Genomic DNA, 25,971 nt, shown 5'->3' with positions numbered 1-25,971 from the left:
CGAGCCGTTGCGGGGCGTTAAATGCATGCGGGCGCAGGCGCTGCCGCGTCGGGCGCGGGCTCCGGGGGACGACCCTGAAAAAACGTGATGCAACGTTCGATTTTTTATAATGCCCGGTTGATTTGCACTGGACAGATATGCCGCCTCCCCCGACCGACAAGACCGCTCGCGAGAGCGCTTCCGCCCGTCCCACGTGGCTCCGCTGGCTGCTCAGGAGCTTGGCCTGGCTCTTCGCGATCGCGGCCGCGGGCGCGCTGGGCCTCGCCCTGCTGATCGCCGTCGCGCTGGCGGTGGCGTACCCCAACCTGCCGGACATCTCCGACCTCGCCGACTACCGGCCCAAGCTGCCTCTGCGCGTCTATTCCGCCGAAGGGGCCCTGCTCGGCGAGTTCGGCGAGGAGCGCCGCAATCTCACGCCCATCCAGGACATCCCCAAGGTCATGACCAATGCGGTGCTGGCCATCGAGGATGCCCGCTTCTTCCAGCATGGCGGCGTGGACTACAAGGGCATGGTCCGCGCGGCCCTGGCCAATCTGGGCCGCGTGAAGAGTCAGGGAGCCTCCACCATCACCATGCAGGTGGCAAGAAACGTTTATCTGTCGTCCGAGAAAACAATTACTCGCAAAATTTACGAAATATTACTAACTTTCAAACTCGAGCATCTGTTGACCAAAAATCAGATTCTTGAGATTTACATGAACCAGATTTACCTGGGCAACCGGGCCTATGGTTTCGCTGCCGCATCGGAGGCGTATTTCGGAAAACCGCTGAAATCCATCAGCATCGCCGAGGCGGCGATGCTGGCGGGCCTGCCCAAGGCACCTTCCGCGTACAACCCCATCAGCAACCCCAAACGCGCCCGCGTGCGCCAGCTCTACATCATCGACCGCATGGTGGAGAACGGCTTCATCACGCCCGAGGAGGGCGCGGCCGCCAAGCAGGAAGACCTGAAGATCCGTTCCGGCGGCCCGGACAATACCCGCATCCATGCCGAATACGTGGCCGAGATGGCGCGCCAGCTCATCTTCGCGCAATATGGCAGCGAAGCCTATACGCGCGGCCTGAATGTCTATACCACCCTCACCGCGGGGGACCAGGAAGCGGCGTACCAGGCTTTGCGCAAGGGCATCATGGATTACGAGCGCCGCCAGCATTACCGCGGGCCGGAGAAATTCGTCGCCCTGCCCACCGATCCCCAGGAAGCCGAGGACGTCATCGACGACACGCTCGCGGGCCATCCCGACAATGGCGACGTGCTCTCGGCGGTGGTACTGGAAGCTTCTCCGAAGAAGATCGTGGCGGCGCGCGCGAACGGCGAGCCCATCGAGATCACCGGCGACGGCCTCAAGCCCGCGCAGTCCGGGCTCAGTGACAAGGCGCCGCCCAACATCCGCATCCGCCGCGGCGCGGTGATCCGCATCATCCAGACGCCCAAGAAGACCTGGGACATCACGCAACTGCCCGAGGTCGAAGGCGCTTTCGTGGCCGTCGACCCCCGCAACGGCGCGATCAAGGCGCTCGTGGGCGGCTTCGATTTCGACAAGAACAAGTTCAACCACGTCACCCAGGCGTGGCGGCAGCCGGGCTCGAGCTTCAAGCCCTTCATCTATTCCGCGGCGCTCGAGAAGGGGTTCACGCCTGCGACGGTGGTGAACGACGCCCCGCTGTTCTTCAGCGCAGGCACCACGGGCGGGCAGCCCTGGGAACCCAAGAACTACGACGGCAAGTACGACGGCCCCATGACCCTGCGCACCGCGCTGGCCAAGTCCAAAAACGTCGTGTCCATCCGCATCCTCCAGGCCGTGGGCCCGAAGACCGCGCAGGACTGGGTCACGCGATTCGGCTTCGACGCGGACAAGCACCCTGCCTACCTGACGATGGCGCTGGGCGCCGGCTCCGTGACGCCGATGCAGATGGTGTCCGCGTATTCGGTGTTCGCCAACGGCGGCTACCGCGTGAACCCCTATCTCATCACCCGGGTGACGGACCACAAGGGACGCATCCTGTCCAACTTCGAGCCGCCGGCGACCACCGACAATCCGCGCGCCATCGACGCGCGCAATGCGTTCATCATGGACAGCCTGTTGCAGGAGGTGACGCGTTCGGGCACGGCCGCCCGCGCGCAGGCGACGCTCAAGCGTCCGGACGTCTATGGCAAGACCGGCACCACCAACGATGCCATGGATGCGTGGTTCGCGGGCTTCCAGCCCACCATCGCGGCGGTCACCTGGATCGGCTATGACACCCCGCGCAACCTGGGCAGCCGAGAAACCGGCGGCGGCCTGAGCCTGCCGGTCTGGATCAGCTTCATGGAGCGCGCCCTGAAGGGGGTGCCCGTGGCCGAGCCCACGGTGCCACCCGGCGTGGTGAATGTCGGCGGCGAATGGTTCTACGAGGAATTCGCCCGCAATGCCGGCGTGGCGAGCGTGGGCATGGAAGACCATCCCGCCGCCGCGGTGCCGGGCGCCCCGCCGCAGGCCCCTCCCCCGGCGGAAGAGCGCAACCGCATCCTGGACCTGTTCAGGAACTGAACCCGCCCCCCGCCTTCCCGCCAGTGCAGTGCGGCGGGCGATCGAGGCACCCCGGCGCCTGCCGCGGTGCCTCTTCTTTTCTGGCGAGCAGCCCCTGGTTCAGGATGCGGAGAACACCAGGGGCATGCCCGACTGCCGGGACGCGTCGCGGGTCAGGGCCGCGAAGAACTCGCCGTCGCCCTTGGTGTCCTTCCAGGCGCCGTCCTCGAGCCGGTAGTGGTAGCCGCCCGACTGCGCCGCCATCCAGATCTCGTGCAGCGGCTTTTGCAGGTTGATGACGATCTGGCTGCGGTTGGGGAAGGTGATGGTGACCATGCCGCCCGACCGCTGGGCGTCCAGGTCGGCGTCGGTCGTGTCGTTGATGCGATCACAGCCCTGCTCCACCGCCAGCAGCAGTTTCTCGGCATGGTCCAGGAATTCGGTATCGGTCATTACTTCTACAATTTGCGGATGTTGAGAGCTTCCCAAATTCTAGTCAGCGTGTCCGTCCTTGCCGCTGGTACGGTTGCCGCGCTGACGGGCTGCGGGCAGCGCGGCCCGCTCTACCTGCCGGGCGATCCCGCGGCCAGCCAGCGGGCCACGCTGCCGCAGACGCTCGATCCCATGCGCGACGCGCCAACGCCGTCGCCGATTCCCGTGCCGTCCCTGACGCCGCCCGAGCCCGCCGTGCCGGCCGCCGCGCCCGCGTCCTCTCCCGCGTCCTCCCCCGCGTCCTCCCCCGCTTCCGCCACCACCACGCCATGACGCTGACCGCATTGCCCGGCCATCCTCACATCGCCTACCGGGGCGACGACCTCTTCATCGAATCCGTGCGGGCCGCCGACCTGGCGCAGGAGCACGGCACGCCGCTCTACGTCTATTCCAAGGCGTCCATGCTGTCGGCCCTGGAGGCCTACCAGCGGGGCTTCGCGGGCCGCAAGGTGCAGATCTGCTACGCCATGAAGGCCAATTCCTCCCTGGGCGTGCTGCAGCTGTTCGCGCGGGCGGGCTGCGGCTTCGACATCGTTTCCGCCGGCGAACTCCGGCGCGTGCTGGCGGCGGGGGGCGAGGCAGCCAAGGTGATCTTCTCCGGCGTGGGCAAGACGCGCCAGGAGATGCGCGAGGCCCTCGAAGCCGGCATCGGCTGCTTCAACGTGGAGAGCGAGCCCGAACTCGAGGTGCTGAACGAGGTCGCGATGGCCTGCGGCCGGCGCGCGCCCGTGAGCATCCGCGTGAATCCCAACGTGGATCCGAAGACCCATCCCTATATCTCGACCGGCCTCAAGGGCAACAAGTTCGGCGTGGCCCACGAGCGCACGGTCGCCACCTACCAGCGCGCCGCGGCCCTGCCGGGCCTGCAGGTGGTGGGCATCGACTGCCACATCGGCTCGCAGATCACCGAGGCCACGCCCTACCTCGACGCCGTGGACCGCATGCTCGACCTGGTCGCGCAGATCGAGTCGGCCGGCATTCCCATCCACCACATCGATTTCGGCGGCGGCCTGGGCATCGACTACAACGGCGACACGCCGCCCGCGGCGGATGCGCTGTGGAAGCAGCTGCTCGCGCGCCTGGACGCGCGCGGCTACGGCGACCGGCAGTTCATGATCGAGCCCGGACGCTCCCTCGTGGGCAATGCGGGCGTCTGCCTGACCGAGGTGCTCTACGTGAAGCCGGGCGAGCAGAAGAACTTCTGCATCGTCGATGCCGCGATGAACGACCTGCCCCGCCCCGCCATGTACCAGGCGTTCCACGGCATCGTGCCGGTGGCCGCGCCTGCCCGGGATGCGGCCACCGCCGTGTACGACGTGGTCGGCCCGGTGTGCGAGAGCGGCGACTGGATCGGCCGGGACCGCACGCTGGCCGTGCGTGCGGGCGACCGGCTGGCCGTGCTGTCCGCGGGGGCCTATTGCAGTTCCATGGGCAGCACCTACAACACCCGCGCGCGGCCCGCCGAAGTGCTGGTGGACGGCACCCACGCCCACCTGATCCGCACGCGCGAGCCGTTGGAAGACACGTTCCGCCACGAGAAACTGCCCGGCTGAACGTTCGCTTGATGCGCATCAAGCTCCCGCCGGGCCGGTGTCCGTACATTGGCCGTTTCACGACGGACGGGACGCCATGGCATCGGAACCTCTGGAACTGTATCGGGACAGGCACCACGCGTGCCTGATGTTCTCCGACCTCATCGAGGAGGACGGGCAGGCGGTGCAGGCCAACCAGTTCCTCATCGTGGACGGTGACACCGGGGCGATCATCGACCCGGGCGGGAACCTGGCGTTCAACGAGCTGTTCATGGGCATGAGCAAGCACTTCGCCCCGCACAAGCTCTCCTACCTCATCGCCTCGCACGCCGATCCGGACATCATCGCCTCGCTCGACCGGTGGATGACCAGCACCAAGGCCACGCTGGTGATCTCGCGCATCTGGGAGCGGTTCGCGCCGCATTTCACCAAGGTGGGCAAGACCGAGAACCGCGTGATCGGCGTGCCCGACGCCGGCGGCCACCTGCCCCTGGGCCGGCATGAGCTGGTGCTGCTGCCCGCGCACTTCATGCACTCCGAGGGCAACTTCCATTTCTACGACCCGGTGAGCAGGATTCTCTTCACGGGGGACCTGGGCGTATCGATGACCTCCGGGGCCGAGGCGCGCGAGCCGGTCACCGACCTGCGCCCGCACATCCCGCGCATGGAGGGCTTCCATCGGCGCTACATGGTTTCCAACAAAATCCTGCGCCTGTGGACGCGCATGGCGCGCCAGCTCGACATCGCCATGCTGGTGCCGCAGCACGGCGCGCCCATCATGGGCCGCCAGGCAATCGCGGACTTCTTCGACTGGATCGAGAACCTGCAGTGCGGTATCGACCTGTTCGACGACCGCGCTTACCAGTTGCCGACGGCGCTCATCGATCCGGCCACGCGGCAGGTGAGGCCGGCGCTGCAGGCGGTGCGGGCCTGAGGACCGGGAGGCTCATTCCCGGACAGAAAGCCGGCCCGGATTCGCACCCTTTCCTGCGGCCCGAGGCCGCGCCTGCCACTTGCTGCATTACAAGGGCTGCACCTGTGCAGGCGTGGCTTCAGCTCGACAGTTGCGCTTCGTAACCATGTGACTATCCATTTCGTGGCGCTGAGCGTATTTGCCCCCCCAGAATCAGGCCCGAAGAAGAAACACCGGAGGGAAGGGGCACATGAACGATATCGTACTTGTCGATACGGAGCGCCTGCATGCGCGCTTGGAAGAGAAACTGCCGCCGAAGGTCCGGCGGTTTCGGCTGGATGACATTCCAGGCGTGATGCGCTCTCGCCTGGGATGGCCAGTGGCGGCTGCGTTGATGGAGCGGTGGTTCAGGGAAGTAGGGTTTGAAATCACTTCTCCGATAAAACGCAGCGTTCCACCTCAACAACTGCACCAGCTACCAGCCTCGCAACTGGACGAAACCACAATCACCATGCAATGGGCGCTGGGTTTTTCGCGCGTGCAGGCTGCGGTGTCGAGGTTGCAGGCGGAATGGAACAGCCCTGCCGGCATAGTGGAGCTACAAAGGAAGGTGACACGACACGCACTAGGTCAGACTTTACCCTGGCGCTTCGGTAACCTGAACCGGCCGGCAAAGATCCTGGACACCACCTGCCAAGTGAATATCTTGCAAATAGGCAGGTTCAGCGACCCTATGGACGACTTCTACGGCGCGATGGGAGAGGCCACGCTCAAGGTCGCGGTGTCGGGCTTGGTGACGTCAAAGGGGACCGGCAAGACCGCCATCGCAATCGATGAGTTGGCCTTCTACCTGCGCGACTCCTACGACTTTAACGATGACTCTCTCATATCGCAGCCGCTGGGCTTCTGGGGACCGGATGGCGTGAAACGTTTTCTACCCTCCGCACTGGACATCCCAATGTCCGAGCAGTGGATGTTTGCAGACGCCGCCGAAGCGGCACGCCAGAACTATTTGGTGCAGAACCGGCATTTCAGAGAATGGCGCGCCCTGTACGGACGGGGCGGGGATTTCATGGTCGTCTCCGACGTGCACCGCGTGCGCCTGCCTTTTCCGATCAAGCTGGAGTGGTGATGAAGCTTGCCAACCTTAAGAGTGTGCCCTGCATCGTCTGGTGCTTGGCGCTGAATGCCTGCTTGGTGCTGGGCTGGTATGCAACGAGGCCGACACTCTTCATGACTTACAACAGCCCTCACTACGTGTATCGGCTGGAGATCTACGAAGCATCGCTGTGGCAACGCATCGTGCATCACGATCAAAGAGACCCAGGCATCTTCCGCCTGTACGAGGTAAACCACAAGAAACTGCTCGGCGAAAGCAAGGTGGTTGATCTTGAGCCTGGAATCGGTGCGATCGACTGGTATCTCGACCCCCCCATGCAGGCCAACAAAGTTTATGCAGGCCTCGGAGTCGTCTTCGAAAACATCCCCTCAGAGTGCCCGATAGTGGGTCAGGTACCAGGTTGCCTCAGCGCCAAGCCCTGACTCACGCCGCCGCCCTCGCAGCACGCGCACCGCGCAGTGCCTTCCAGATGCGCCATCCCAGCAGCGCGGCCAGGATGGCCGCGTAAATGGCGACTTCGCCGAAGAAGTTCTTTCCCGCACGCATCCAGAAGAAATGCAGCAGCGCCAGGGCCGAGGCCACGTAGACGGCGCGGTGCAGGGCCTGCCAGCGCTTGCCGCCGAGCCAGCGGATGGCCCGGTTGAACGAGGTGGCCGCGAGCACCAGCAGCAGCGCGAAGGCGAGCATGCCGACGAGGATGAAGGGCCGCTTGGCGATGTCGCGTGCGATCTCCGGCACGTCGAAGCCCATGTCCAGCCACGCGTAGCACAGCAGGTGCACCAGCGCGTAGAAGAACGCGAACAGCCCGATCATGCGGCGGAACCGCGCCAGTGCCGGCATGCCGGTGAGCATGCGCAGCGGCGTGACGGCGAGCGCGATCCACAGGCCGCGCAGGGCCCAGTCGCCGGAGGCGCGGATGAGCGCTTCGGCGGGGTTGGGGCCCAGGCGGTCGGTGACCACCCCATAGACGAGCCAGGCGAAGGGCAGCAGGCAGATCGTGAAGACCGCCGGCTTGGCGGCGGGGTGCAGCAATAGTTTTTTCATGGAGGTCTACAGGAAGCCAGCAGGCCGGCCGCATCCGGCCGAGGCACCGTGTGGATGGCGGCGCCCCACGGATCAGTAGAACTTCTTGAGATCCATGCCCGCGTAGAGCTGGCCGACCTGCGCTTCGTAGCCGTTGAACATCAGCGTCTTGCGCTTCTTGGCGAACAGGCCGTCCTCGCCGATGCGGCGTTCCGTCGCCTGGCTCCAGCGCGGATGGTCCACATTGGGGTTCACGTTGGAATAGAAACCATACTCCTGCTTCGCCGCCTTGTTCCAGGCCGTGCCGGGCTCCTTCTCGACGAAGCGGATCTTGACCAGGCTCTTGGCGCTCTTGAAACCGTACTTCCAGGGCACCACGAGGCGCACGGGCGCACCGTTCTGGTTGGGCAGGACTTCGCCGTACATGCCGAAGGCGAGCAGCGTGAGCGGATGCATGGCCTCGTCCATGCGCAGGCCTTCCGTGTAAGGCCAGTCCAGAACGGGCCGGCCCACGTAGGGCATGGTCTGCTTGTCGGCCAGGGTCACGAACTCGACGTACTTGGCGCTGCCCTGGGGCTCGACGCGCTTGATGAGTTCTGCGAGCGAGTAACCCACCCAGGGGATGACCATCGACCAGCCCTCGACGCAGCGCAGCCGGTAGATGCGCTCTTCCTGCGGGCTGAGCTTGAGCAGGTCCTCGATGGCGAACTTGCCGGGCTTGTTGACGAGGCCCTCGACCTCCACCGTCCATGGCGAAGTCCTCAGCGTGTGCGCGTTGCGCGCGGGATCGCTCTTGTCCACGCCGAATTCGTAGAAGTTGTTGTAGGTGCTGGCGTCCTTGTACTCTGTCAGCTTCTCGATGGTGGTGGCGCCCGCCACCTTGCTGGGAACCGCCGCCAGGGCGGCCAGCTTTCCCGGGCGGGCCGTCTGGGCCAGGGCTTCCCGGCCGGCCCAGGATGCCAGGGCGGCACCGGCCGCACCCGCGGCCATCAGCTTCATGAGGTCGCGGCGCCCCTCATAAACCGAGCGCGGGGTGATCTCGCTGCCGGTGGGGTGGAGAAAGCCGTCGTCGTGGTTGCGGATGAGCATGGATGGTCCTCGGTAGGGGCGCCCTGGGGGGAAGCCCCCGGTTATACGCGCCGAACCCTCCGAGAGACTCATCCCGCGCTACAACGTTCCGTAGCTGTGCAGCCCGGAGAGCCACATGTTGACCCCCAGGAACGCGAAGGTGGTCACCCCGAGGCCCACCAGCGCCCACCAGGCCGACACCGTGCCGCGCAACCCCTTCATCAGCCGCATGTGCAGCCAGGCCGCATAGTTGAGCCAGACGATGAGCGCCCAGGTCTCCTTCGGATCCCAGCTCCAGTAACCGCCCCAGGCCTCGGCCGCCCAGAGGGCACCCAGCACGGTGGCGATGGTGAAGAAGGCGAAGCCGACGGCGATGGCCTTGTACATCACGTCGTCGAGCACCTCGAAGGACGGCAGGCGCTCGGCGATGCGCCGGCGGCCCAGGAGGATGCCGGCGACGATGAGCGCGGAAATGCCGAAATACACCATCCAGTAGCTGCCGCCGTTCTCGGCCGCGCTCTGGCGGAACACGATGGGCTCGAAGCACAGCACCACACCCAGCATCCACAGCGGCGCGAGCTTCCACCACCGCGTCTCGCCGGCTTGTTGCTTGACGAGGTAAGCGAACGCGACCATGGCGGCCAGCGCGAACGTGCCGTAGCCGATGAAGTTGGCAGGCACGTGCAGCTTCATCCACCAGCTCTTCAAGGCCGGCACCAGGGGCTGGATCTCGTGGGCTTCCCGCACGACGGTGTACCAGAGCAGGAATCCCACGGCCGCGCTGACCACCAGCATGACGAAGCCGCCGAGCGCGCGCGTCGCGTACTGCTCCTCGTAATAGAGATAGAACGCGGCCGTCATCCAGCAGAAGAGCACGAAGACCTCGTAGAGGTTGCTCACGGGGATGTGGCCGATGTCCGGCCCGATGAGGTAGCTCTCGTACCAGCGCACCAGCGTGCCGATCAGCGCCATGGCGATCGCCACCCAGGCGATGCGCGAGCCCAGCAGGGAGAGCGTGCCGCGCTCGCCCCGGGCGAACATGCCCAGCCAGTAGAAGACCGTGCTGATGAAGAACAGCATGCTCATCCAGAGGATGGCGGACTGGCTGGAGAGGAAGTACTTGAGACCGAACACGGTATCCGCGCGCGCGAGGCTGCCCGCGCCGTCCTGCTGGTAGAGGCCGATGGCGAGCAACGCGAACGCCGCCACCGCCAGCATCAGCGTGCGCAGCGGACGCCAGAACCATCCCAGCCAGACCGTGCAGGGGATGGCACCGAGCAGGATGCCCTTCTCGTACACATCCATGAAGGCGCCGTAGCGCTGCAGGGCATAGAGGCCGCCCGCCGCCACGATGGCCGCGAACACCCAGTCGAACCAGTTGCGGCGCGCGAAATAGCCTTCGCTCAGGGTGATGGTGGTGGTCGCCGTGTTCATGCGGTGATGCCTCCGTGGTGGGGCCGGGCCCCGATGAGTTTCTCGGTGAGCCGGGCGAATTCGCGGTCGCCGTCCAGGGTCTTGCGGTTGGTGGACAGTGCCATGGTGGCGTCGGCCCCGTCGCCGTTCCCGGCCGGCGCCAGCCACACCCATACGCGCCGCTCGCGCACGTAGAGCATCGCGAACACGCCCAGGATCAGCAGCGCGCAGCCCAGGTACACCACGTTCTTTCCCGGGGCGCGCGCCACCTGGAACACGCTGGCCTGCACCTGCTTGAAATCCGCCAGTTCGAACGCCATCGGCGCGGGATAGGCCTGGGCATCGCTGAGCGACAGCACGGCCTGCGTCATGAAGGCGCGGGTGGCCTCGTCCTGCGGCAGGGGGGCGAGGCCCGCGCGCTCGCGCGTCAGCTGGGCGAGCTCGAACAGCGCGCCGTTCAGGATGCGGATCAGCACCTCGCCGGCCCGCTCGCGCTCGGCGGAAGGCACGTTCGCCTCCATGAATTCCGAGATGGCCTGCAGCCCGCCGCGCTGCGGGCTGCCCGCGGCAGTCTTGCCGGGCTCCGCGGCACCGGCGAAGATCGACAGTGCGCGCAGCGTGGACTGCGCCAGCTGATCGGCCAGTTCGGGCCGGGAGCCGTCCACCGCATGGGCCACGTAGCGCCGCACCGCCTGCTCGCGGAGTGCAGGGTCGGCCAGCGCCATGCGCATGCGCAGGAAGCCATCCATTCGGCCCTGGTCATCCACTGGCACGCGCAGGAACCGGAAGGGGTCGGCCGGGGTCTCCCGCACGCCCAGCAGGAACACCGGCTGGCCGTCGCCAGTGTCCACCGGCAGCATGTAGTTGTGGAATTCGCGCGCCTGGCCGGCGGCGTCGCGCAGCTTGTAGGTGACGCTCGGGCCGACGTTGCGCAGCTCTTTCGGCGTGGCGGTCTTGTTGCCAGCCCCGAGGCGCGACTCGATGGAATGCCGCAGGTCCACCTTGCGCACATCCGCGCCGGAACCGCCAGTCCCAGGTACAGCGCCGAAGTTCTCGACGTTGATGGTGCGCAGCCCCGTAAATTCCAGCGTGAGGGCCTGCCCGGCATCCGCACCCTTGTCCCCGGTGCCGGCGCGCTCGATGCGCGTGGAGCCGCCCACGGTTCCTTCCACCTCGAACGGCCGCACGCCCGGCGCCATGGGCACGGCCCGCAGCTTGAGCAGGGAGCCGCCGTCGTCGAAGCTCGACTGGTAGATCTCGATGCCGCGGTAGCTGGCGGGGTGGTTCACTTCCACGCGGGCGGGCACGGATTCGCCCGTGGCCTTGTCGTGGATGACGATCTCGCTCGCGAAGAGCTTGGGCATGCCGGTGGAGTAGTGCTCCACGATGAATTTCTTCAGTTCGATGGAAAACGGAAGCTCCTGCAGCAGCACGCCGTCGGACTGGTTCAGGATGGCGGTGCCGGACTGGGTGCCCTCGGCCACGAACAGATTGCCCCGGAAGGTGGGATTGCGTTCGGAGAGCCGGTGCTCCGCCCCCACCTCGGAAACCATCCCTCCGCCAGTGTACGGCGCCTTGCCCCCGAGCCACATCTGGGCGCGCACGATCAGGTCGCCGTCCAGCAGGCCCCCCAGGCAGATGAGCACGATGGCGCTGTGCGCGGCGATATAGCCGATCTTGTTGGCGGCCCCCGCCTTGGCGGCCACCATCCACCCCGTTCCCGGCCCGGCGGCGGTGTCACGCTGCTGCAGGCGGACCTTCCAGCCGCCGCCGGCCAGCAGCCCCCCGATGCGCCGTGCCGCGGCTTCCGGCGCCTCGGCGCCGAGCACCGCGTGCGCGCGGTGGTGGAAGGCCTTCAGGCTCTGCTCCCGGACGTTTTCCTTGTAGCTGCGCAGGTCGGCGAGATAGCGCGGCGCGTTGCGGGCAATGCACAGCGAAGTGCTGGTCACCAGAAAGGCGAGGATCAGCAGGAACCACCACGCGCTGTACACCGCATTCAGCCGCAGTGCCAGGAACAGCTCGGACCAGAAGGGCCCGAACTGGTTCACGTAGTTCGCCGCGGGCTCGTGCTGCTTGAGCACGGTGCCGATCACCGAGGCGATGCAGATCACCGTGAGCAGCGAGATCGCGAAACGCATGGACGACAGCAGCTCGACCAGGGCCCGCGCGGGTGCTGTGCGGGACGAATGCGGGTGGCCGTGGACGGTGTCGGACATGGAAACGGACAGGCGGAAAGCGTGCGGCTGGCGGGGAGGATGGGAGCGGCAGGGCCCTGAAAACGGAAAAGGCGGGCCATCCGTTCAGATGGGCCCGCCCGTCTTGGGTGTGATTATCGGCGGCAGGTTCCGGAAGGCCGGGGGGCCAACCGGGGGGATTTTGACGCAAATCAAGCGCCGGGGCTCCCGGGATTCCCGCAGGGTGCGCGGGGAGGAAGGAGTTCAGCGCAGGCCGGCGATGTAGTCCGCCACGGCGCGGATCTCGCGGTCGTTGAGCTTGGCGGCGACCTGGGTCATCTGCACGCTGTTGGCGCGCTTGCCGTCGCGGAACGCGGCCAGCTGCTTGGCCGTGTAGTCGGCATGCTGGCCCGACAGGCGCGGGTACTGGGCCGGGATGCCGGCTCCGTTGGGGCTGTGGCAGCCCGCGCAGGCGGCGATGTTGCGGTCGGCGATGCCGCCACGGTAGATGCGCTCGCCCAGCGCGACGAGGTCCTTGTCCTTGGCGAAGCCGGGCTTGGCCTGCTTGCCGGCCGCCCACCAGGCGATGTTGCGCATGTCGTCTTCCGACAACGTGGCGGCGATGCCCTGCATCACCGGGTCGCTGCGCTTGCCGGACTTGAACTCCTGCAGCTGCTTGACGAGGTATTCGGGGTGCTGCTGCGCCAGCTTGGGGTTGGCCACGATGGTGGAGTTGCCGTCGGCCGCATGGCAGGCCGCGCACACCGTGGCGAAGCCGGCCTCGCCCTTGACCAGGTCCGGCTTGCCCGCCTTCTGTCCCGCCGCGGGTGCCTGGGCCGAGGCCGGGAAGGCGGCCACCGCCAGCGCGGCAGCCATCAGCATGGGAGCAAGCAGTTTCTTCATATCGGGGGTTCTGTGTTGTAGAAGGGGGGCCGCAAAGCCCGTCAATCTTACAATGCGGCACTTCGCGGGCGTCTCCCTGCTAACCCCCATTTATGACGACTACATCACATGCGCCAGTTGCTGGCTCGCTTCCGCCCGCACCCGACGCCAAGGTCGCCGTGGGATGGATGCACACGGCCCGCTTCCTCACCACCGCCGCGCAGCTGCACCACCTGCCGGCCATCCACGTCCCCGAATTCGCCTTCGTCGGGCGCTCCAACGCGGGCAAGTCCACCTGCATCAACACGCTGACGCAGCAAAAGCAGCTCGCGTTCGCCTCCAAGAAGCCGGGGCGCACGCAGCACATCAACCTGTTCGCCCTGGGCCGCCAGGGCGTGACCGACGCGGTGCTGGCCGACCTGCCCGGCTACGGCTATGCGGCCGTGTCGCGATCGGACAAGCAGCGCTGGCAGCAGGTGATGGTGAACTACCTCGTGAGCCGCGAGAGCCTCACGGGCATCGTGCTGCTGTGCGACCCGCGCCTGGGCCTGACCGAGCTGGACGAGGCGCTGCTGGAGGCGGTGCGGCCCCGGGTGGAAGCCGGCCTGAAATTCCTGGTGCTGCTCACCAAGGCCGACAAGCTCACGCGCGCCGAGCAGGCCAAGGTGCTGTCCATCACGCGACTGCAGGCGGGCGGCGGGGAGGTGAAGATGTTCTCGGCCCTCAAGAAGCAGGGCGTGGACGAGGTCGCGCAACTGCTGTGGCAATGGTCGCACCCCCTGGACGGGACGCCGGCCGCAGCGGCCGGGCCGCAGGAGGGCCTGCAGCCGCCCGCCGACCCCGCGCCCGGCCCCGAGGATTCCGCAACCTCCTGACGACCCGCGCGGACGATCCGCGCGGGTGGCCCCACGGACCGCCGCGCACATGACCGACACCACGCTCCACCCGCTGCCCCACGGCATCACCCTGCACTGCCGCACCCGCGGCGATGCCGGGCGCCCCGTCCTGGTTTTCCTGCACGGTTTCCCCGAGGGCGCCTTCATCTGGGACGGGATGCTGGAGCATTTCGCACGCCCCGAGAACGGTGCCTACCGCTGCGTGGCGCCCTTCCTGCGCGGCTTCGCGCCCTCCAGCAGCCCGCAGGCCGTGGAGGCCTACCGGGCCAAACACCTCGTGCAGGATCTGGCAGCGCTCATCGAGGCGGAATGCGGTCCCGCCGCAGCCGGCGGCCGGCTCGCCGCCCTGGTCGCGCACGACTGGGGCGGAGCGGTGGCCTGGAACCTGGCGAACCAGCGGCCCGACCTGCTGGAGCGCCTGGTGATCGTGAACTCGCCCCATCCCGGCACCTTCCTGCGGGAACTGCAGCACAGCCCCGAGCAGCAAAAGGCCAGCGAATACATGCACTTCCTCTGCCGGCCCGACGCCGAGGCCCTGCTGGCGGAGGACGGCTACCGTCGGCTCTTCGGCTTTTTCGACCGCCCCGACGGGAGCGCCCCCGGATGGCTCACGCCCGAGCTGCGGGGCCGCTACCGCGCAACCTGGGACGAAGGCCTCACGGGCCCCTGCAACTACTACCGGGCCAGCCCGCTGCGGCCGCCGCGCGAGGGCGAGCCGCATGCGGCCGCCGTCGAGCTGCCGGATGGCATGCTCGGCATCACCCTGCCCACGCTGGTGCTGTGGGGCCTGGAAGACCCGGCGCTGCGCCCGGGCCTGCTCGACGGGCTGGAGCGCTGGGTGCCAGCGCTGCGGTTGCGCACGGTACCGGGCGCGTCGCACTGGATCGTGCACGAGCAGCCGGAACGCGTGGCGCGCGAGATCGGGGATTTCCTGAAGGAGACGCGCCAGCAGTAGCTGCCGCTGCCAGGCACGGCAGCGGTCGGCCGGCTTCAGCGATAGACGGACGGCTCGCCCGCAGGACGCGACTTGAAGCGCCGGTGCACCCAGTAATACTGGCCCGGCATGGTGTCGATCCACTGCTGCAGTTCGCGGTTCATGCGGGCGGTGTCGGCCTCGATGTCGTCGGTGGGGTAGTTCTGCCAGGCCGGCATCATTTCCGCGCTGTAGCCGCGCGGCGTGATGCGCCCGATGAGCGGCACCACCTTGGCCCGGCCCAGCCGCGCGAAGCGCGACAGCGAAGTGATGGTGGCGGCCGACATGCCGTAGAAGGGCACGAACACCGAGTCGTTGGGCCCGAAATCCATGTCCGGCAGCAGGTACAGCAGCCCCCCCTTGCGCAGCCCGCTCAGGATGGGCTTGACGCCGTCTCCCCGGTTGAGCATGCGCACGTTGCCGAAGCGCTGGCGGCCCGCGAACAGCCAGGCATCGATGTCCGGATCGGGATGCGGGGTGAAGATGGAGGTGAAGGCCCGGTCGGTCTGCAGCGTGAGCGCGGTTCCCGCGGCGTCCATGCCCAGGAAATGCGGCGCCAGGATGATCGTGGGTGTATCGCCTTCGAGTTCGTCGAGCGCGCCGTGGATTTCCAGGCGCTTTTCCACCACCGACCGTGGTGCCATCCAGAGCCAGCTGCGGTCCAGCCAGGCCTGGCAGAAGCGCACGAAGGTTTCGCGCGCCCACGCTCGCCGCTGCGCGGCGCTCGCCTCGGGAAAGCACAGCTCCAGGTTGCGCAGCGCTATCTTGCGACGCGGCTTGGCCAGCACGTAGATCACCTGCCCCAGCACCCAGCCCAGGGCCCGCAGCACGGGCAGGGGCAGGCGGGCGAGCACGCGCATGCAGGCGAGATTGAAGCGCCCCGCCGTCATGCGTCCGCTCCCGGCACGGCCGGCGTGGATGCCTCGGCCCGCGGTTGCTTGTAGCGCCCGTAGCCCCAGAGGTATTGGTCGGGAGAGTGTCGGATGATGCGTTCCATGGATTGGTTGATCTGCAGGACGGCGGTTTCGAGGGAAGGGGAAAGCGGCTCGGCCAGGGGCTCGAGGTGCAGCACGTAGCCGCGGCCGCGCGGCAGGCGCTCGCAGCGTGCCAGGACCACCGTGGCGCCTGTCTGCTGCACCAGGCGGGCGGCGAGCGTCATCGTATAGGCCGGCAGTCCGAAGAACGGCGCCCAAAGACCCTGCCCTTCGGGCGGCACCTGGTCGGGCAGCAGGCCCACGGCCTCGCCGCGGCGCAGCGCCTTGATCATCTGCCGCACGCCCGAGAGCGTGGTGGGCACTGCCCGGATCCCTGGCCGGTCGCGCGCCGTGCGCATGAGTTCCGCGAGCCAGGCCTGCCGGGCGGGCCGGTAGAGTACCGTAACGGGGCCGTGCTCCCCGGCCCAGCGCCGCGCCGCGATCTGCACCGACAGCTCGAAGCAGCCGATGTGCGGCGTGAGGAAGACGATGCCCCGGCCAGCCGCCCAGGCCTGTTCCACGCACTCCGCCCCCTCCATGCGGAACGGCGGCGCCTCGGCGCGCAGCCACAGGCGCGGCAGCTCGGCCGCCATGCGGCCCGCGTGGGCCACCGCGGCGCGCACGCGCACGAAGGGATAGCCGGCCAGGCGAGCATTGGCGAGGAAGCGGCGGCGGTAGGTGGGCGACGCGAGGAACGCGATCCAGCCCAGCACCGCGCCCAGCGCATGGAGCGCAGGCAATGGCCATCGGGCGAAGAAGCGGAACGCGGGGGGCATCGGTGACAGATCCGTGTCGGTAGAATGGCGGGGTCGCTGAGTTAAATGAGCAACTTGCAGGGCGACGTTAAACAACTCTGCTAAAGCGTTCGCCACGGCTCCACAAGGCTGAGGGCAACGCCCAAAATGCCAAAAAGCACAGGAGTTTATTCAAATGGCGAACGACTTTCTCTTCACGTCGGAATCGGTGTCCGAAGGCCACCCCGACAAGGTGGCGGACCAGATCTCCGACGCCATCCTCGACGCGATCTTCCGCGAGGATCCCCGCAGCCGCGTGGCCGCCGAAACGCTGACCAACACCGGCCTCGTCGTGCTGGCCGGCGAGATCACCACCAATGCCCACGTGGATTACATCCAGGTGGCGCGCGACACCATCAAGCGCATCGGCTACGACAACACCGACTACGGCATCGATTACAAGGGCTGCGCGGTGCTGGTGGCCTACGACAAGCAGAGCAACGACATCGCCCAGGGCGTGGACCATGCCAGCGACGACCACCTGAACACCGGCGCCGGCGACCAGGGCCTGATGTTCGGCTACGCCTGCGACGAAACGCCCGAGCTGATGCCCGCGCCCATCTACTACGCGCACCGCCTGGTCGAGCGCCAGGCCCAGTTGCGCAAGGACGGCCGCCTGCCCTTCCTGCGCCCGGACGCCAAGAGCCAGGTGACGATGCGCTACGTGGACGGCAAGCCCCACAGCATCGATACCGTGGTGCTGTCCACCCAGCACCATCCCGACCAGTCCGAGACCGCCACCAGGATGAAGGCCAGCTTCATCGAGGCGGTGATCGAGGAGATCATCAAGCCCGTGCTGCCCAAGGAGTGGCTGCAGGAGACGAAGTACCTGATCAACCCCACGGGCCGCTTCGTCATCGGCGGCCCGCAGGGCGACTGCGGCCTGACGGGCCGCAAGATCATCGTCGATACCTACGGCGGCGCCTGCCCCCACGGCGGCGGCGCCTTCAGCGGCAAGGACCCGACGAAGGTGGACCGCTCGGCCGCCTACGCCGCGCGCTACGTGGCCAAGAACATCGTGGCCGCGGGCCTGGCGCGCCAGTGCCAGATCCAGGTGAGCTATGCCATCGGCGTGGCCCGCCCGATCAACGTCACCGTCTACACCGAGGGCACGGGCGTGATCCCGGACGAGAAGATCGCCGCGCTGGTGCAGGAGCATTTCGACCTGCGGCCCAAGGGCATCATCCAGATGCTCGACCTGCTGCGCCCGATCTACGAAAAGACCGCCGCCTACGGCCACTTCGGCCGCGAGGAACCCGAGTTCACCTGGGAAAAGACGGACAAGGCGGCCGCGCTGCGCGCAGCGGCCGGGCTGTAAGCCCGGCAACCCGCGCAGCGGGTTCGGCCGCCTTGCGGCGCAGGCTCACATCGCGCCAGCGATGTGAAGGCCCATAGGGCCGTGCCGGAGCCGCAAGCCTTCCCCTGCCCTTCACCGCACTCCGCCAAGCCGCCGCCCCCGCACGGGTCGGCGGCTTTTTCGTTGCGCCCGCTCCTACACCGGCAGTCAGGGCATGCCGACGGCGCTCGCTTGAACCGCTCGCGATGATCGAGACACCCGGTGCAAAGAAGGCGGCACAGCCGCCCGGCAACGGCCCCACCGTCAACGGAGCGACACCATGCTGAAGTACGCCATCATTTTCGCCATCATCTCCCTCATCGCCGGCGCGCTCGGCTTCAGCGGCGTGGCCGCGGGCGCGGCGGGCATCGCCAAGATCCTGTTCTTCCTGTTCCTCGTGGTCGCGGTCATCTTCATCGTGCTGGCCGTGCTCGGCGTGGGCGCCGCGCGCAGTGTGATGAAGTAACCGCCTGGCGCTCCCGCAGCCGCACGACGGGCCCAGGTCCAGCCAGCCCGGCATGCCCGGTCCGCTTCGCCTTCTGCACATGCGGGGAGGCGAAGCGGGCCGGGCATGCTTGTTTGTGGCCCGGCGTCGTACGGAGCACGCTTCTTGCGCAGATGAGAAGGAGCGCGCGTTGCATCTTTTTACCGCCAACTTAGTTGCACAAATAAACTAACTAACTAGAATGGCCTCATCGCCCTTTCCCACGGACACCGCCATGACCAGTCCCTCCATCCCCCTGCATCTGCTGGCCATCGATCCCCAGAACGATTTCTGCGACCTGCCCGCGGACTGGTGCCCCGTCGATCCCGCCAGCGGCGCTCCTCTGGCCCCATCGCTGCCGGTGGCCGGTGCGCACGGCGACATGCAGCGGCTGGCTTCGTTCGTACGGCGCGTCGCCAGCCGTCTGGACGCAGTGACCGTCACGCTGGATTCGCACCAGCGCTACGACGTCGCCCATCCTCTCTTCTGGCGGGCGCGCGAAGGCGGAGACGTACAACCCTTCACGCCGATTACCGCCGCGCAGGTACGCGACGGCGCGTTCCTGCCGCGCGATGCCGGCGCCCTGCCCCGCGTGCTGGCGTATCTGGACGCGCTGGAAGCCCAGGGCCGCCATACCCTCATGGTGTGGCCGGTGCACTGCGAGATAGGAAGCTGGGGCCACGGCGTACATGCCGAGGTGCTGGCGGCCTGCGCGCAGTGGCAGGCCGTGCGTGGACGGGCCGTGCAGGCCGTGTTCAAGGGCATGAATCCATGGACCGAGCACTACAGCGCGATCGAGGCCGAGGTGCCCGACCCGCAGGATCCGGCGACCGCGCTGAACATGCCGCTGCTGCGGCGCGTGGGCGCGGCGGAGTGCCTGGTGATCGCCGGGGAGGCCGGCAGCCACTGCGTGCGCGCCACCACAGAGCACATCGTGCAACACCTGCCGCGCCTGCAGCCGGGCTGGACGCCGTCGCGCGTCGTGCTGCTGACCGACTGCATGAGCCCGGTACATGGTTTCGAGAGCCAGCAGGGCGCTTTCCTCGAAGCGATGCGCGCGCAGGGCGTGCGGCTCGCGGCCGCGGACGATTGGGCTGCCTAGCGCGGGCCGCCCGGCCTTTCCTTCTTCCAGCCTTCCAGGAGCACGCACGCATGGCACCGATCATCCAGAGCCTGCTGGACACCGACCTCTACAAGTTCACGATGTGGCAGGCGTTGCTGCACCGCCACCCGCAGACGCAGGCGGAGTATCGCTTCGTCTGCCGCAATGCGCCGGCTTTTCCGCTCGCGGAACTGCTGCCGCAGGTCAACGCGGAACTGGACGCACTGTGCGCCTTGCGCTTCTCCCCGGACGAGCTGGATTACCTCGGCGGGCTGCGCTACATCAAGAGCGATTTCGTGGATTTCCTGCGCATCTTCCAGTTCCAGCGCGCCTTCATCGAGGCGCGCGCGGAAGGGGAGCAGCTGTCGATCGTGGCACGCGGGCCGCAGGTGCATGTGATGGGCTTCGAGATCTTCGTGCTGGCCATCGTGAACGAGCTGTATTTCCGCCGGCTCGGCGGTGGCGCGGACGTGCTGCGGGAAGGCCGCCGCCGGCTGACCGCGAAGATCGCGCGGGTGCGGGCGCTGGCAGCGGAGGCGCCGCGTACCCATCCGTTCGAGATGTTCGACTTCGGCCTGCGCCGGCGCTACGGCGCCGCCTGGCAGCGCGAGGTGGTGCAGACCTTCGCCGCGCAGGCTCCGCAATGGTTCAAGGGCACATCGAACGTGCTGCTGGCCCGCGATCTGCAACTGGTGCCCATCGGCACCATGGCCCACGAGTACCTGCAGAGCTACCAGGCGCTGGGCGTGCGGCTGCGCGATTTCCAGAAGGCGGCACTGGAGGACTGGGTGCAGGAATACCGCGGCGACCTCGGCATCGCGCTCACCGACACGGTCGGCATGGACGCCTTCCTCGCGGATTTCGACCTGTACTTCGCCAAGCTCTTCGACGGCCTGCGGCACGACTCGGGCGACCCGGTCGCCTGGGGCGAAAAGGCCCTGGCGCACTATGCGCGGCTGCGCATCGACGCACACGGCAAGCGCCTGGTGTTCTCCGACGGGCTCGACGTGGAGCGCGCGCTGGCGCTCCACCGCCACTTCGGCGACCGTGTGCAGCTGGGCTTCGGCATCGGCACGCAGCTCAGCAACGACCTGGGGCCGCGCCCGCTCAACATCGTCATGAAAATCGTGCGTGCCAATGGCCAGCCGGTTGCGAAACTGTCCGACAGCCCGGGCAAGACGCTGTGCGACGATGAAACCTACCTCGCCTACCTGCGGCAGGTATTCGGCCTGCCGCCCGAGGCCTGAGCCTTTTCGCCTTGCCCCCAACAACCTCCAAGGAAACGACATGCTCCGGATCACCCTTGCCCAGCTCAACCTCACCGTGGGCGACATCGAAGGCAACGTGCAGCGGATGACCGACGCCGCCCGACAGGCGGCGCAGGCCGGTGCCGACCTGGTGGTGTTCACCGAGCTGGCGCTGTGCGGCTACTACCCCGGCGACATGCTGGAAGAGTCCGGTTTCATGGAGCGCGTGGACGCCGGCATCGCCGCGCTGCAGGACGCTTCGCGCGCCACGCCGGGGCTGCATTGGGTGGTGGGCACGCCCACGCGCGCGCAGGGCCCCGGCAAGCGCCTGCACAACAGCCTGCTGGTGCTGCGGGACGGAGCGATCCGCCTCACCTACGCCAAGCAATTGCTGCCCACCTACAACATCTTCGACGAACGCCGCCATTTCGAGCCCGGCCCCGACGTGGCGCGCGTGCTGCGCATCGGCCACGCGCAGATCGGCTTCATGGTCTGCGAGGACGGCTGGAACGACGCCGTGGCCGACTACGCCACCAACCCCTTCCAGCGCCTGGCCGATGCCGCGCCGGACCTGGTGGTGAGCATCAATGCCAGCCCCAGCCACATCGGCAAGCGCGAGGTCCGGCACCAAGTATTCGGCGACGCCGCGCGGCGCCACGGCCTGCCGGTGGTCTATGTGAACCAGGTCGGCGGCCAGGACCAGATCGTCTATGACGGTGCGTCGTTCGCGGCGGAGCCGGAGGCGGGCGTGGTCTTCGAGGCGCCGCGGTTCGCCGAAGACGTGCGCACCCTGTGCCTGGAGGGCGGGCGCTTCCGCTCCGCGGATGGCGGCCCCCTGCCGCCCGTGCCGCGGGAGGGCCTGCCCACCATGGACTTCTACCGCCAGCAGATCGTGCTCGGCCTGCGCGACTACGCGCGGCGCTGCGGCTTCGGGCAGGTGGTGGTCGGCAGTTCGGGCGGTATCGACAGCGCCCTGACCCTGGCGCTCGCCGCCGAGGCGATGGGCGCGGAGAATGTCATAGCGGTGACCATGCCCTCGCGCTTTTCCTCCAGCGGATCGGTGGACGATTCGGTGGCGCTCTGCCGCAACCTCGGCATCCGGCTGCACACGCACCCCATCGCGGACCTCGTGGCGGGCTATGCCGCGCAGTTCGAGGCCAGCTTCGGCCAGTCGCTCGAAGGACTGCCGCTGGAGAACCTGCAGGCACGCATCCGCGGCACCATCCTGATGGAGTATTCGAACGCCTTCGGGCACCTGCTGCTCACCACGGGCAACAAGTCGGAGATTTCGGTGGGCTATTGCACGCTCTACGGCGACACGAACGGCGGCCTGGGGCTGCTGGGCGATCTCTACAAGACCGAGGTGTTCGAGCTGTCCCGCCACGTCAACGCGCACGCCGGCCGCGAACTGATTCCCCAGGCCATCATCGAAAAGGAGCCGTCGGCCGAACTGGCTCCCGGCCAGCGGGACGTGGACAGCCTGCCGCCCTATCCGGTGCTGGACCAGGTGCTCAAGCTCCTCATCGAAGGCGAGGGCCTCTCGCATGCCGAGTATGCCGATGCGCGCGACTTCGCCGCCCGCCTGCAGCATGACGAGGCCGGCCGCGCGCTGGTGCACCGGGTGCGCCGGATGATCGCGCGCAACGAGTACAAGCGCCGCCAGGCGCCGCCCATACTGCGCGTGCGCGCCAAGGCCTTCGGCAACGGCCGGCAGATGCCGATCGCGGCGAAGTACGTCTGACCGCGCCGGCACGGCTACATTTGCCGCAGTGGCCCTGCAGCCCCGCCGGGCGCGTCCCGCCCGCGGGCTTCCCTCATCGCATCCGCATCCATGTACGACAACGCCATCCTCATCGGGCGCTTCGAGCCCGTCCACAACGGCCACCTGGCCCTGCTGCGCCGTGCGCTCGACAGCGCCCGCCATGCCATCGTCATCATGGGCTCGGCCTGGCAGGCGCGCTCGCCCAAGAACCCGTTCACCTGGCAGGAGCGCGAAGCCATGCTGCGCAATGCCCTGCCCGAGGCGGACCGCGCCCGCCTCACCGTGCTGCCCGTGCGCGACCACTACAACGAACTGGCCTGGGTGGCGGCCGTGCTGCAGGCGGTGTCGCGGCACGTGCGGCCCGATGCGCGCATCGGGCTGGTGGGCCACTTCAAGGACGCCACCAGCAGCTACCTGCGGCGCTTCCCGGGCTGGCAGCTCATCGCGGTGGAGCGGCAGGGCAGCATCGACGCCACCGCCATCAGGGATGCGTATTTCGGCGCCACGCCGGACACGCTGCTCGCCGCGCTGGGGCTGCTCGCGGAGCAGATGCCCGACAGCACCATCGACTTCCTGCGCGCCTTCGCCCAGGCCCCGCATTACGCGGCCCTGCAGGAGGAGTGGCGCATGCTGCGCGACTACCGCGAAGCCTGGGCGAAGGCGCCCTATCCGCCGGTGTTCGTGACCGTGGATGCCGTGCTGCGCTGCCAGGACCACGTGCTGCTCATCCGCCGCGCGCACGCGCCGGGCAAGGGGCAGCTGGCCGCACCTGGGGGCTTCATCGAGCAGCGAGAAACCGTCTGGCAGTCCTGCCTGCGCGAACTGGCCGAGGAGACGCATTGCGCGCTGCCCGAAGCGCGCATGCGCGCCGCGCTACGGGAGGTGGCCGTGTTCGACCACCCGGACCGCAGCCAGCGCGGACGCACCATCACGCACGCGCACTATTTCGACCTGGAGGGCGACCCCTTTCCCGACGTGCGCGCGGACGACGACGCGGCGCAGGTGGAGTGGTTTCCCATCACGCAGCTGGCCGCGCTGGAAGAGGCCTTTTTCGAGGACCACTTCCACATGCTGGACCATTTCCTCGGGCTGACGAGCGAGCCGGCGGCCGGCTGACGCGGCACGCCCCCCCCCCCGGCCATCCGCCTCAGCGGCCGCCGATGCGGTACCGCTGGTGCGTGAAGAAGGTATTGCGCCCCAGCGATCGGAAGGCCCGGTATTCTGGGGAAGGAGCGCCCCGCCCTTCGGTGCGCCAGCCGAAAAGCCCCGTGGGGCTGGGATCCGCCGGCAGCGGCTCGGTCGCGGCCGTGAGCGCCGCCTCGTAGAAGGCCGCGTACTTGGCATGCCAAGCGGCATTGGTGGCGTCGTTGACGATGGCCATGCGGGATTCGATCATCTTCTGCTTGGCGCCGGCGATGTTCGGATAGCTGTCGAAGCCCGCGAACTGCACGCTGCCGCCATCGCTCGCGGTGACGATGCCGCGGATGTCGCGCGCACCCGCCGCCATGAACTCCCGCGTGTTGCCGGATTGCAGCCGGTTGACGATCACCCGGCGCATCATGCGCATGATTTCCAGCGCCTCCTCCGGTCCGCCGATGCCAGCGGCCCGCCACTCCTGCGGCGCGGGCACCTCGACGAGAAAGAGGCGCACCAGCAAGCCCTCGTCCGAGTCCGGGTCGGGCAGTACCGTCTTGCGCTTCACGGAAATGCTCACCAGCGCGGGGGTGATGGTCAGGGCCGGGGCACCGGCGCCGCGCTGGACCTGCACCGCCAGCTTGGCATTGCCGGCGCTGCGGGCCGTCACGGTGAACGCCCAGGAATCCGCCCGCGCATTGTGCTGGGTGGCCGTGACTTCCAGCACGTTCGGAAAATCGCTCACCGCCACCAGCGTGTACCGCTTTTCGATGGATTCGAGCTTGACCCGCAGCGCATTGCCCTCCACCAGGGTGATGGATGCGGGCAGTGGCGCATCGTAGGCGTATTTCAGCAGGGCATTGGGCATGGGTGGCGGGAAAGGTGGCGGATGGAGGCGGCATGTCCCGTGCCGGAACAGGCACCAGGGACGAGCCATGACAGATGCAAGAGCGAAGGAGTGCGTTGCCGGACGGCGCGCGGAGTGCCCAGACTTACGGTGTGCGCCGCGGCGTGAAGGCCGGCACCCGGATCGTCGTGCCCAAGCGGCGGCACTGGGCCTTCAGGCGTTCGACCCAGGCACGGCTCACCAGGGTCGTGCTGGAGCCCACGTCGGCTTCGGTCGGGACGACGTCGGTCTTGAGGTCCACGCTGCCGCTGGAGGACGCCAGCGCACGGCCTTCGCCCGCGGAGTCTTCCACCGGCTGATAGCGCTGGCCCGGACGAACGAGATTGACGAGGTAGATGCGCTCGCCTTCATGCCAGAGCATCGACAGCACGCTCGTGCCGTCTTCGGCCGTTTCCGGGGGGGACAGGCGCTGCTGCACGAAGCAGAAGGTGTTCGCGTGGCGCGTCTGCCCCAGCTCCTCGAGAAAAGCCCGCAGCATGGGGCGGTCGGGCAGGCGGACGGGATCGGGCCGGGTGAATGCAGGATCTCCAGGCGGAGATGCGGCAAGGCAGGGTACGGCGGCGAGAATGCCGGCCAGTACCAGGGCAGAGCGCGACGTGCGGCAGACGCGCGTGACGGTGGTTCGCATTTTCGGGGGATCCTCCGGGCGCGGAGTGTAGCGCCACGCCCGGGAAGCCGTTGTGGCCCCGCTCAACGCGAGAGCGCGTCGGTCGTGGCCGCGTCCAGCCGCCCCGTCACCGGCAGGCCCTTGTCCTTCTGGAACGCCCGCAGCCCGTTCGCCGTCTTCGGGCCCATGCCCCCGTCCGGCGCGCCCACGTCGTAGCCCAGCGCGTTCAGCCGCGCCTGCGCCTCGCGCACCGACATCGCCGCGCCCGCCTTCGTCTGCGACGGCGCCATGCCCCCGTCCACGCCCAGCCGGCCGCCACCGCCCAGCCCCTGGCCCTGCACCTTCTGCGCCTTGTAGTTGCGCAGCGCCATGACCATTTGGTTGTACGCATCCATGAACGCCGCCGTCAGCACCTTGCCTTGCGAGGTGTTCTGATAGCCCCCGAGGCCGCCCCCGGCCGAGCCCCCGAACAGGCCGCCGAAGCCCGCGAAGTCGCTCTTGGACGCGCTGCCCTCCGACACCGACACCTGCACGCCCGAGCGGTTGTCCACCAGCGTCAGCATCGCGCTGGCCTCGCGCGTCTTCAGCGCTCCGCCCAGCGCGCCGATCGCCCGGCCGCCGCCGCCAC

General features: G+C 68.0%; 25 protein-coding genes. 14 read left to right on the top strand and 11 right to left on the bottom strand.

The features are described from left to right. Nucleotides 1-137 precede the first annotated feature (137 nt). Complete coding sequence (locus tag BLR99_RS11825; protein ID WP_011794151.1) at nt 138-2,531, top strand: penicillin-binding protein 1A; 2,394 nt, start codon at nt 138-140, stop codon at nt 2,529-2,531. A gap of 99 nt (nt 2,532-2,630) precedes the next feature. Here the strand turns inward: BLR99_RS11825 and cyaY are convergent, their stop codons facing one another. Beyond that, entirely contained in the window at nt 2,631-2,963 is a 333-nt protein-coding gene (cyaY, locus tag BLR99_RS11820; RefSeq protein WP_011794150.1) for an iron donor protein CyaY, read from the bottom strand. A gap of 48 nt (nt 2,964-3,011) precedes the next feature. Here cyaY and lptM point away from each other — a divergent pair, with 48 nt between their 5' ends. The 5 genes from lptM (at nt 3,012) to BLR99_RS11795 (ending at nt 6,989) form a co-directional block, all read left to right on the top strand. Next, the gene (gene lptM / locus BLR99_RS11815; protein WP_228193896.1) at nt 3,012-3,275 is read left to right on the top strand and encodes an LPS translocon maturation chaperone LptM; all 264 of its coding nucleotides are present in this window, start codon (nt 3,012-3,014) and stop codon (nt 3,273-3,275) included. Beyond that, the gene (gene lysA, locus BLR99_RS11810) at nt 3,272-4,555 is read left to right on the top strand and encodes a diaminopimelate decarboxylase (RefSeq protein ID WP_011794148.1); all 1,284 of its coding nucleotides are present in this window, start codon (nt 3,272-3,274) and stop codon (nt 4,553-4,555) included. The genes lptM and lysA overlap by 4 nt, the downstream gene beginning before the upstream one ends. A gap of 76 nt (nt 4,556-4,631) precedes the next feature. Next, nucleotides 4,632-5,468, top strand: coding sequence for an oxygen-binding di-iron domain-containing protein (locus tag BLR99_RS11805; protein ID WP_011794147.1), 837 nt, complete (start codon nt 4,632-4,634; stop codon nt 5,466-5,468). A 229-nt stretch (nt 5,469-5,697) separates the two neighbouring features. Further along, complete coding sequence (locus BLR99_RS11800; RefSeq protein WP_011794146.1) at nt 5,698-6,579, top strand: DUF6402 family protein; 882 nt, start codon at nt 5,698-5,700, stop codon at nt 6,577-6,579. Continuing rightward, nucleotides 6,579-6,989 carry a hypothetical protein gene (locus tag BLR99_RS11795; RefSeq protein WP_011794145.1) on the top strand — a complete coding sequence of 137 codons (411 nt, stop codon included), beginning with the start codon at nt 6,579-6,581 and terminating at the stop codon, nt 6,987-6,989. The genes BLR99_RS11800 and BLR99_RS11795 overlap by 1 nt, the downstream gene beginning before the upstream one ends. Nucleotide 6,990: 1 nt before the next feature. On the opposite strand, the gene msrQ is transcribed toward BLR99_RS11795, so the two are convergent. The 5 genes from msrQ to BLR99_RS11770 form a co-directional block, all read right to left on the bottom strand. Next, entirely contained in the window at nt 6,991-7,611 is a 621-nt protein-coding gene (gene msrQ, locus BLR99_RS11790; RefSeq protein ID WP_011794144.1) for a protein-methionine-sulfoxide reductase heme-binding subunit MsrQ, read from the bottom strand. Between the two features lie 72 nt (nt 7,612-7,683). Continuing rightward, entirely contained in the window at nt 7,684-8,679 is a 996-nt protein-coding gene (gene msrP, locus BLR99_RS11785) for a protein-methionine-sulfoxide reductase catalytic subunit MsrP (protein WP_011794143.1), read from the bottom strand. A gap of 78 nt (nt 8,680-8,757) precedes the next feature. Further along, on the bottom strand, nt 8,758-10,092 hold the full coding sequence (gene ccsB, locus BLR99_RS11780) for a c-type cytochrome biogenesis protein CcsB (RefSeq protein ID WP_011794142.1): 1,335 nt from the start codon (nt 10,090-10,092) through the stop codon (nt 8,758-8,760). After that, on the bottom strand, nt 10,089-12,287 hold the full coding sequence (locus tag BLR99_RS11775) for a cytochrome c biogenesis protein ResB (protein WP_011794141.1): 2,199 nt from the start codon (nt 12,285-12,287) through the stop codon (nt 10,089-10,091). The genes ccsB and BLR99_RS11775 overlap by 4 nt, the downstream gene beginning before the upstream one ends. A gap of 222 nt (nt 12,288-12,509) precedes the next feature. Next, the gene (locus BLR99_RS11770; RefSeq protein ID WP_017439616.1) at nt 12,510-13,148 is read right to left on the bottom strand and encodes a c-type cytochrome; all 639 of its coding nucleotides are present in this window, start codon (nt 13,146-13,148) and stop codon (nt 12,510-12,512) included. Nucleotides 13,149-13,240: 92 nt separating this feature from the next. On the opposite strand from BLR99_RS11770, the gene yihA reads away from it, so the two are divergent. Together yihA and BLR99_RS11760 are read left to right on the top strand one after the other, a co-directional pair. Further along, a complete protein-coding gene (gene yihA / locus BLR99_RS11765) occupies nt 13,241-14,002 on the top strand; it encodes a ribosome biogenesis GTP-binding protein YihA/YsxC (RefSeq protein WP_011794139.1) in 762 nt (253 codons plus the stop codon). 49 nt (nt 14,003-14,051) lie between these two features. Next, nucleotides 14,052-14,978, top strand: a complete 927-nt coding sequence (locus tag BLR99_RS11760) for an alpha/beta fold hydrolase (protein ID WP_011794138.1) — start codon at nt 14,052-14,054, stop codon at nt 14,976-14,978. Nucleotides 14,979-15,013: 35 nt separating this feature from the next. Here the strand turns inward: BLR99_RS11760 and BLR99_RS11755 are convergent, their stop codons facing one another. Further along, nucleotides 15,014-15,886: a lysophospholipid acyltransferase family protein gene (locus tag BLR99_RS11755; protein WP_011794137.1), complete on the bottom strand. Its 873-nt coding sequence runs from the start codon at nt 15,884-15,886 to the stop codon at nt 15,014-15,016. Further along, nucleotides 15,883-16,746 (bottom strand): lysophospholipid acyltransferase family protein, encoded by an 864-nt coding sequence (locus BLR99_RS11750; protein ID WP_011794136.1) that lies wholly within the window; start codon nt 16,744-16,746, stop codon nt 15,883-15,885. The genes BLR99_RS11755 and BLR99_RS11750 overlap by 4 nt, the downstream gene beginning before the upstream one ends. Before the next feature lie 154 nt (nt 16,747-16,900). Here BLR99_RS11750 and metK point away from each other — a divergent pair, with 154 nt between their 5' ends. From metK to BLR99_RS11720, 6 genes are all read left to right on the top strand, one after another. Then, the gene (gene metK, locus BLR99_RS11745) at nt 16,901-18,082 is read left to right on the top strand and encodes a methionine adenosyltransferase (RefSeq protein WP_011794135.1); all 1,182 of its coding nucleotides are present in this window, start codon (nt 16,901-16,903) and stop codon (nt 18,080-18,082) included. A gap of 298 nt (nt 18,083-18,380) precedes the next feature. Next, nucleotides 18,381-18,566 (top strand): DUF1328 domain-containing protein, encoded by a 186-nt coding sequence (locus tag BLR99_RS11740; RefSeq protein ID WP_011794134.1) that lies wholly within the window; start codon nt 18,381-18,383, stop codon nt 18,564-18,566. Between the two features lie 253 nt (nt 18,567-18,819). After that, nucleotides 18,820-19,686, top strand: a complete 867-nt coding sequence (locus tag BLR99_RS11735) for a cysteine hydrolase family protein (protein ID WP_046060433.1) — start codon at nt 18,820-18,822, stop codon at nt 19,684-19,686. Nucleotides 19,687-19,736: 50 nt separating this feature from the next. After that, complete coding sequence (pncB, locus tag BLR99_RS11730) at nt 19,737-20,933, top strand: nicotinate phosphoribosyltransferase (protein WP_011794132.1); 1,197 nt, start codon at nt 19,737-19,739, stop codon at nt 20,931-20,933. Nucleotides 20,934-20,973: 40 nt separating this feature from the next. Then, nucleotides 20,974-22,674, top strand: a complete 1,701-nt coding sequence (locus BLR99_RS11725) for an NAD+ synthase (RefSeq protein ID WP_046060432.1) — start codon at nt 20,974-20,976, stop codon at nt 22,672-22,674. 90 nt (nt 22,675-22,764) lie between these two features. Beyond that, nucleotides 22,765-23,811, top strand: a complete 1,047-nt coding sequence (locus BLR99_RS11720) for a bifunctional nicotinamide-nucleotide adenylyltransferase/Nudix hydroxylase (protein WP_011794130.1) — start codon at nt 22,765-22,767, stop codon at nt 23,809-23,811. Between the two features lie 31 nt (nt 23,812-23,842). Here the strand turns inward: BLR99_RS11720 and BLR99_RS11715 are convergent, their stop codons facing one another. The 3 genes from BLR99_RS11715 to BLR99_RS11705 all read right to left on the bottom strand — a co-directional run. Then, nucleotides 23,843-24,697: a hypothetical protein gene (locus BLR99_RS11715; RefSeq protein ID WP_041827240.1), complete on the bottom strand. Its 855-nt coding sequence runs from the start codon at nt 24,695-24,697 to the stop codon at nt 23,843-23,845. 124 nt (nt 24,698-24,821) lie between these two features. Beyond that, complete coding sequence (locus BLR99_RS11710; protein WP_046060431.1) at nt 24,822-25,364, bottom strand: hypothetical protein; 543 nt, start codon at nt 25,362-25,364, stop codon at nt 24,822-24,824. A 62-nt stretch (nt 25,365-25,426) separates the two neighbouring features. Next, nucleotides 25,427-25,971 (bottom strand): peptidoglycan-binding domain-containing protein (locus BLR99_RS11705; protein ID WP_139160158.1); only part of this gene is annotated, 545 nt, incomplete at its 5' end.

This window comes from Paracidovorax citrulli (assembly GCF_900100305.1).
GTDB classification, from domain to species: domain Bacteria; phylum Pseudomonadota; class Gammaproteobacteria; order Burkholderiales; family Burkholderiaceae_C; genus Paracidovorax; species Paracidovorax citrulli.
Note: the sequence above shows the minus strand (reverse complement) of the source record. Positions and strands in the feature narration are given on the sequence as shown.

Coding starts and splice junctions, on each gene's coding strand:
- BLR99_RS11760 (WP_011794138.1), top strand. CDS start 14,052: ATGACCGACACCACGCTCCACCCGCTGCCCCACGGCATCACCCTGCAC.
- cyaY (WP_011794150.1), bottom strand. CDS start 2,963: ATGACCGATACCGAATTCCTGGACCATGCCGAGAAACTGCTGCTGGCG.
- msrP (WP_011794143.1), bottom strand. CDS start 8,679: ATGCTCATCCGCAACCACGACGACGGCTTTCTCCACCCCACCGGCAGC.
- yihA (WP_011794139.1), top strand. CDS start 13,241: ATGACGACTACATCACATGCGCCAGTTGCTGGCTCGCTTCCGCCCGCA.
- metK (WP_011794135.1), top strand. CDS start 16,901: ATGGCGAACGACTTTCTCTTCACGTCGGAATCGGTGTCCGAAGGCCAC.
- ccsB (WP_011794142.1), bottom strand. CDS start 10,092: ATGAACACGGCGACCACCACCATCACCCTGAGCGAAGGCTATTTCGCG.
- pncB (WP_011794132.1), top strand. CDS start 19,737: ATGGCACCGATCATCCAGAGCCTGCTGGACACCGACCTCTACAAGTTC.
- BLR99_RS11715 (WP_041827240.1), bottom strand. CDS start 24,697: ATGCCCAATGCCCTGCTGAAATACGCCTACGATGCGCCACTGCCCGCA.
- BLR99_RS11750 (WP_011794136.1), bottom strand. CDS start 16,746: ATGCCCCCCGCGTTCCGCTTCTTCGCCCGATGGCCATTGCCTGCGCTC.
- BLR99_RS11805 (WP_011794147.1), top strand. CDS start 4,632: ATGGCATCGGAACCTCTGGAACTGTATCGGGACAGGCACCACGCGTGC.
- BLR99_RS11710 (WP_046060431.1), bottom strand. CDS start 25,364: ATGCGAACCACCGTCACGCGCGTCTGCCGCACGTCGCGCTCTGCCCTG.
- BLR99_RS11755 (WP_011794137.1), bottom strand. CDS start 15,886: ATGACGGCGGGGCGCTTCAATCTCGCCTGCATGCGCGTGCTCGCCCGC.
- BLR99_RS11775 (WP_011794141.1), bottom strand. CDS start 12,287: ATGTCCGACACCGTCCACGGCCACCCGCATTCGTCCCGCACAGCACCC.
- msrQ (WP_011794144.1), bottom strand. CDS start 7,611: ATGAAAAAACTATTGCTGCACCCCGCCGCCAAGCCGGCGGTCTTCACG.
- BLR99_RS11825 (WP_011794151.1), top strand. CDS start 138: ATGCCGCCTCCCCCGACCGACAAGACCGCTCGCGAGAGCGCTTCCGCC.
- BLR99_RS11740 (WP_011794134.1), top strand. CDS start 18,381: ATGCTGAAGTACGCCATCATTTTCGCCATCATCTCCCTCATCGCCGGC.
- BLR99_RS11800 (WP_011794146.1), top strand. CDS start 5,698: ATGAACGATATCGTACTTGTCGATACGGAGCGCCTGCATGCGCGCTTG.
- BLR99_RS11725 (WP_046060432.1), top strand. CDS start 20,974: ATGCTCCGGATCACCCTTGCCCAGCTCAACCTCACCGTGGGCGACATC.
- BLR99_RS11770 (WP_017439616.1), bottom strand. CDS start 13,148: ATGAAGAAACTGCTTGCTCCCATGCTGATGGCTGCCGCGCTGGCGGTG.
- BLR99_RS11720 (WP_011794130.1), top strand. CDS start 22,765: ATGTACGACAACGCCATCCTCATCGGGCGCTTCGAGCCCGTCCACAAC.
- lysA (WP_011794148.1), top strand. CDS start 3,272: ATGACGCTGACCGCATTGCCCGGCCATCCTCACATCGCCTACCGGGGC.
- BLR99_RS11795 (WP_011794145.1), top strand. CDS start 6,579: ATGAAGCTTGCCAACCTTAAGAGTGTGCCCTGCATCGTCTGGTGCTTG.
- BLR99_RS11735 (WP_046060433.1), top strand. CDS start 18,820: ATGACCAGTCCCTCCATCCCCCTGCATCTGCTGGCCATCGATCCCCAG.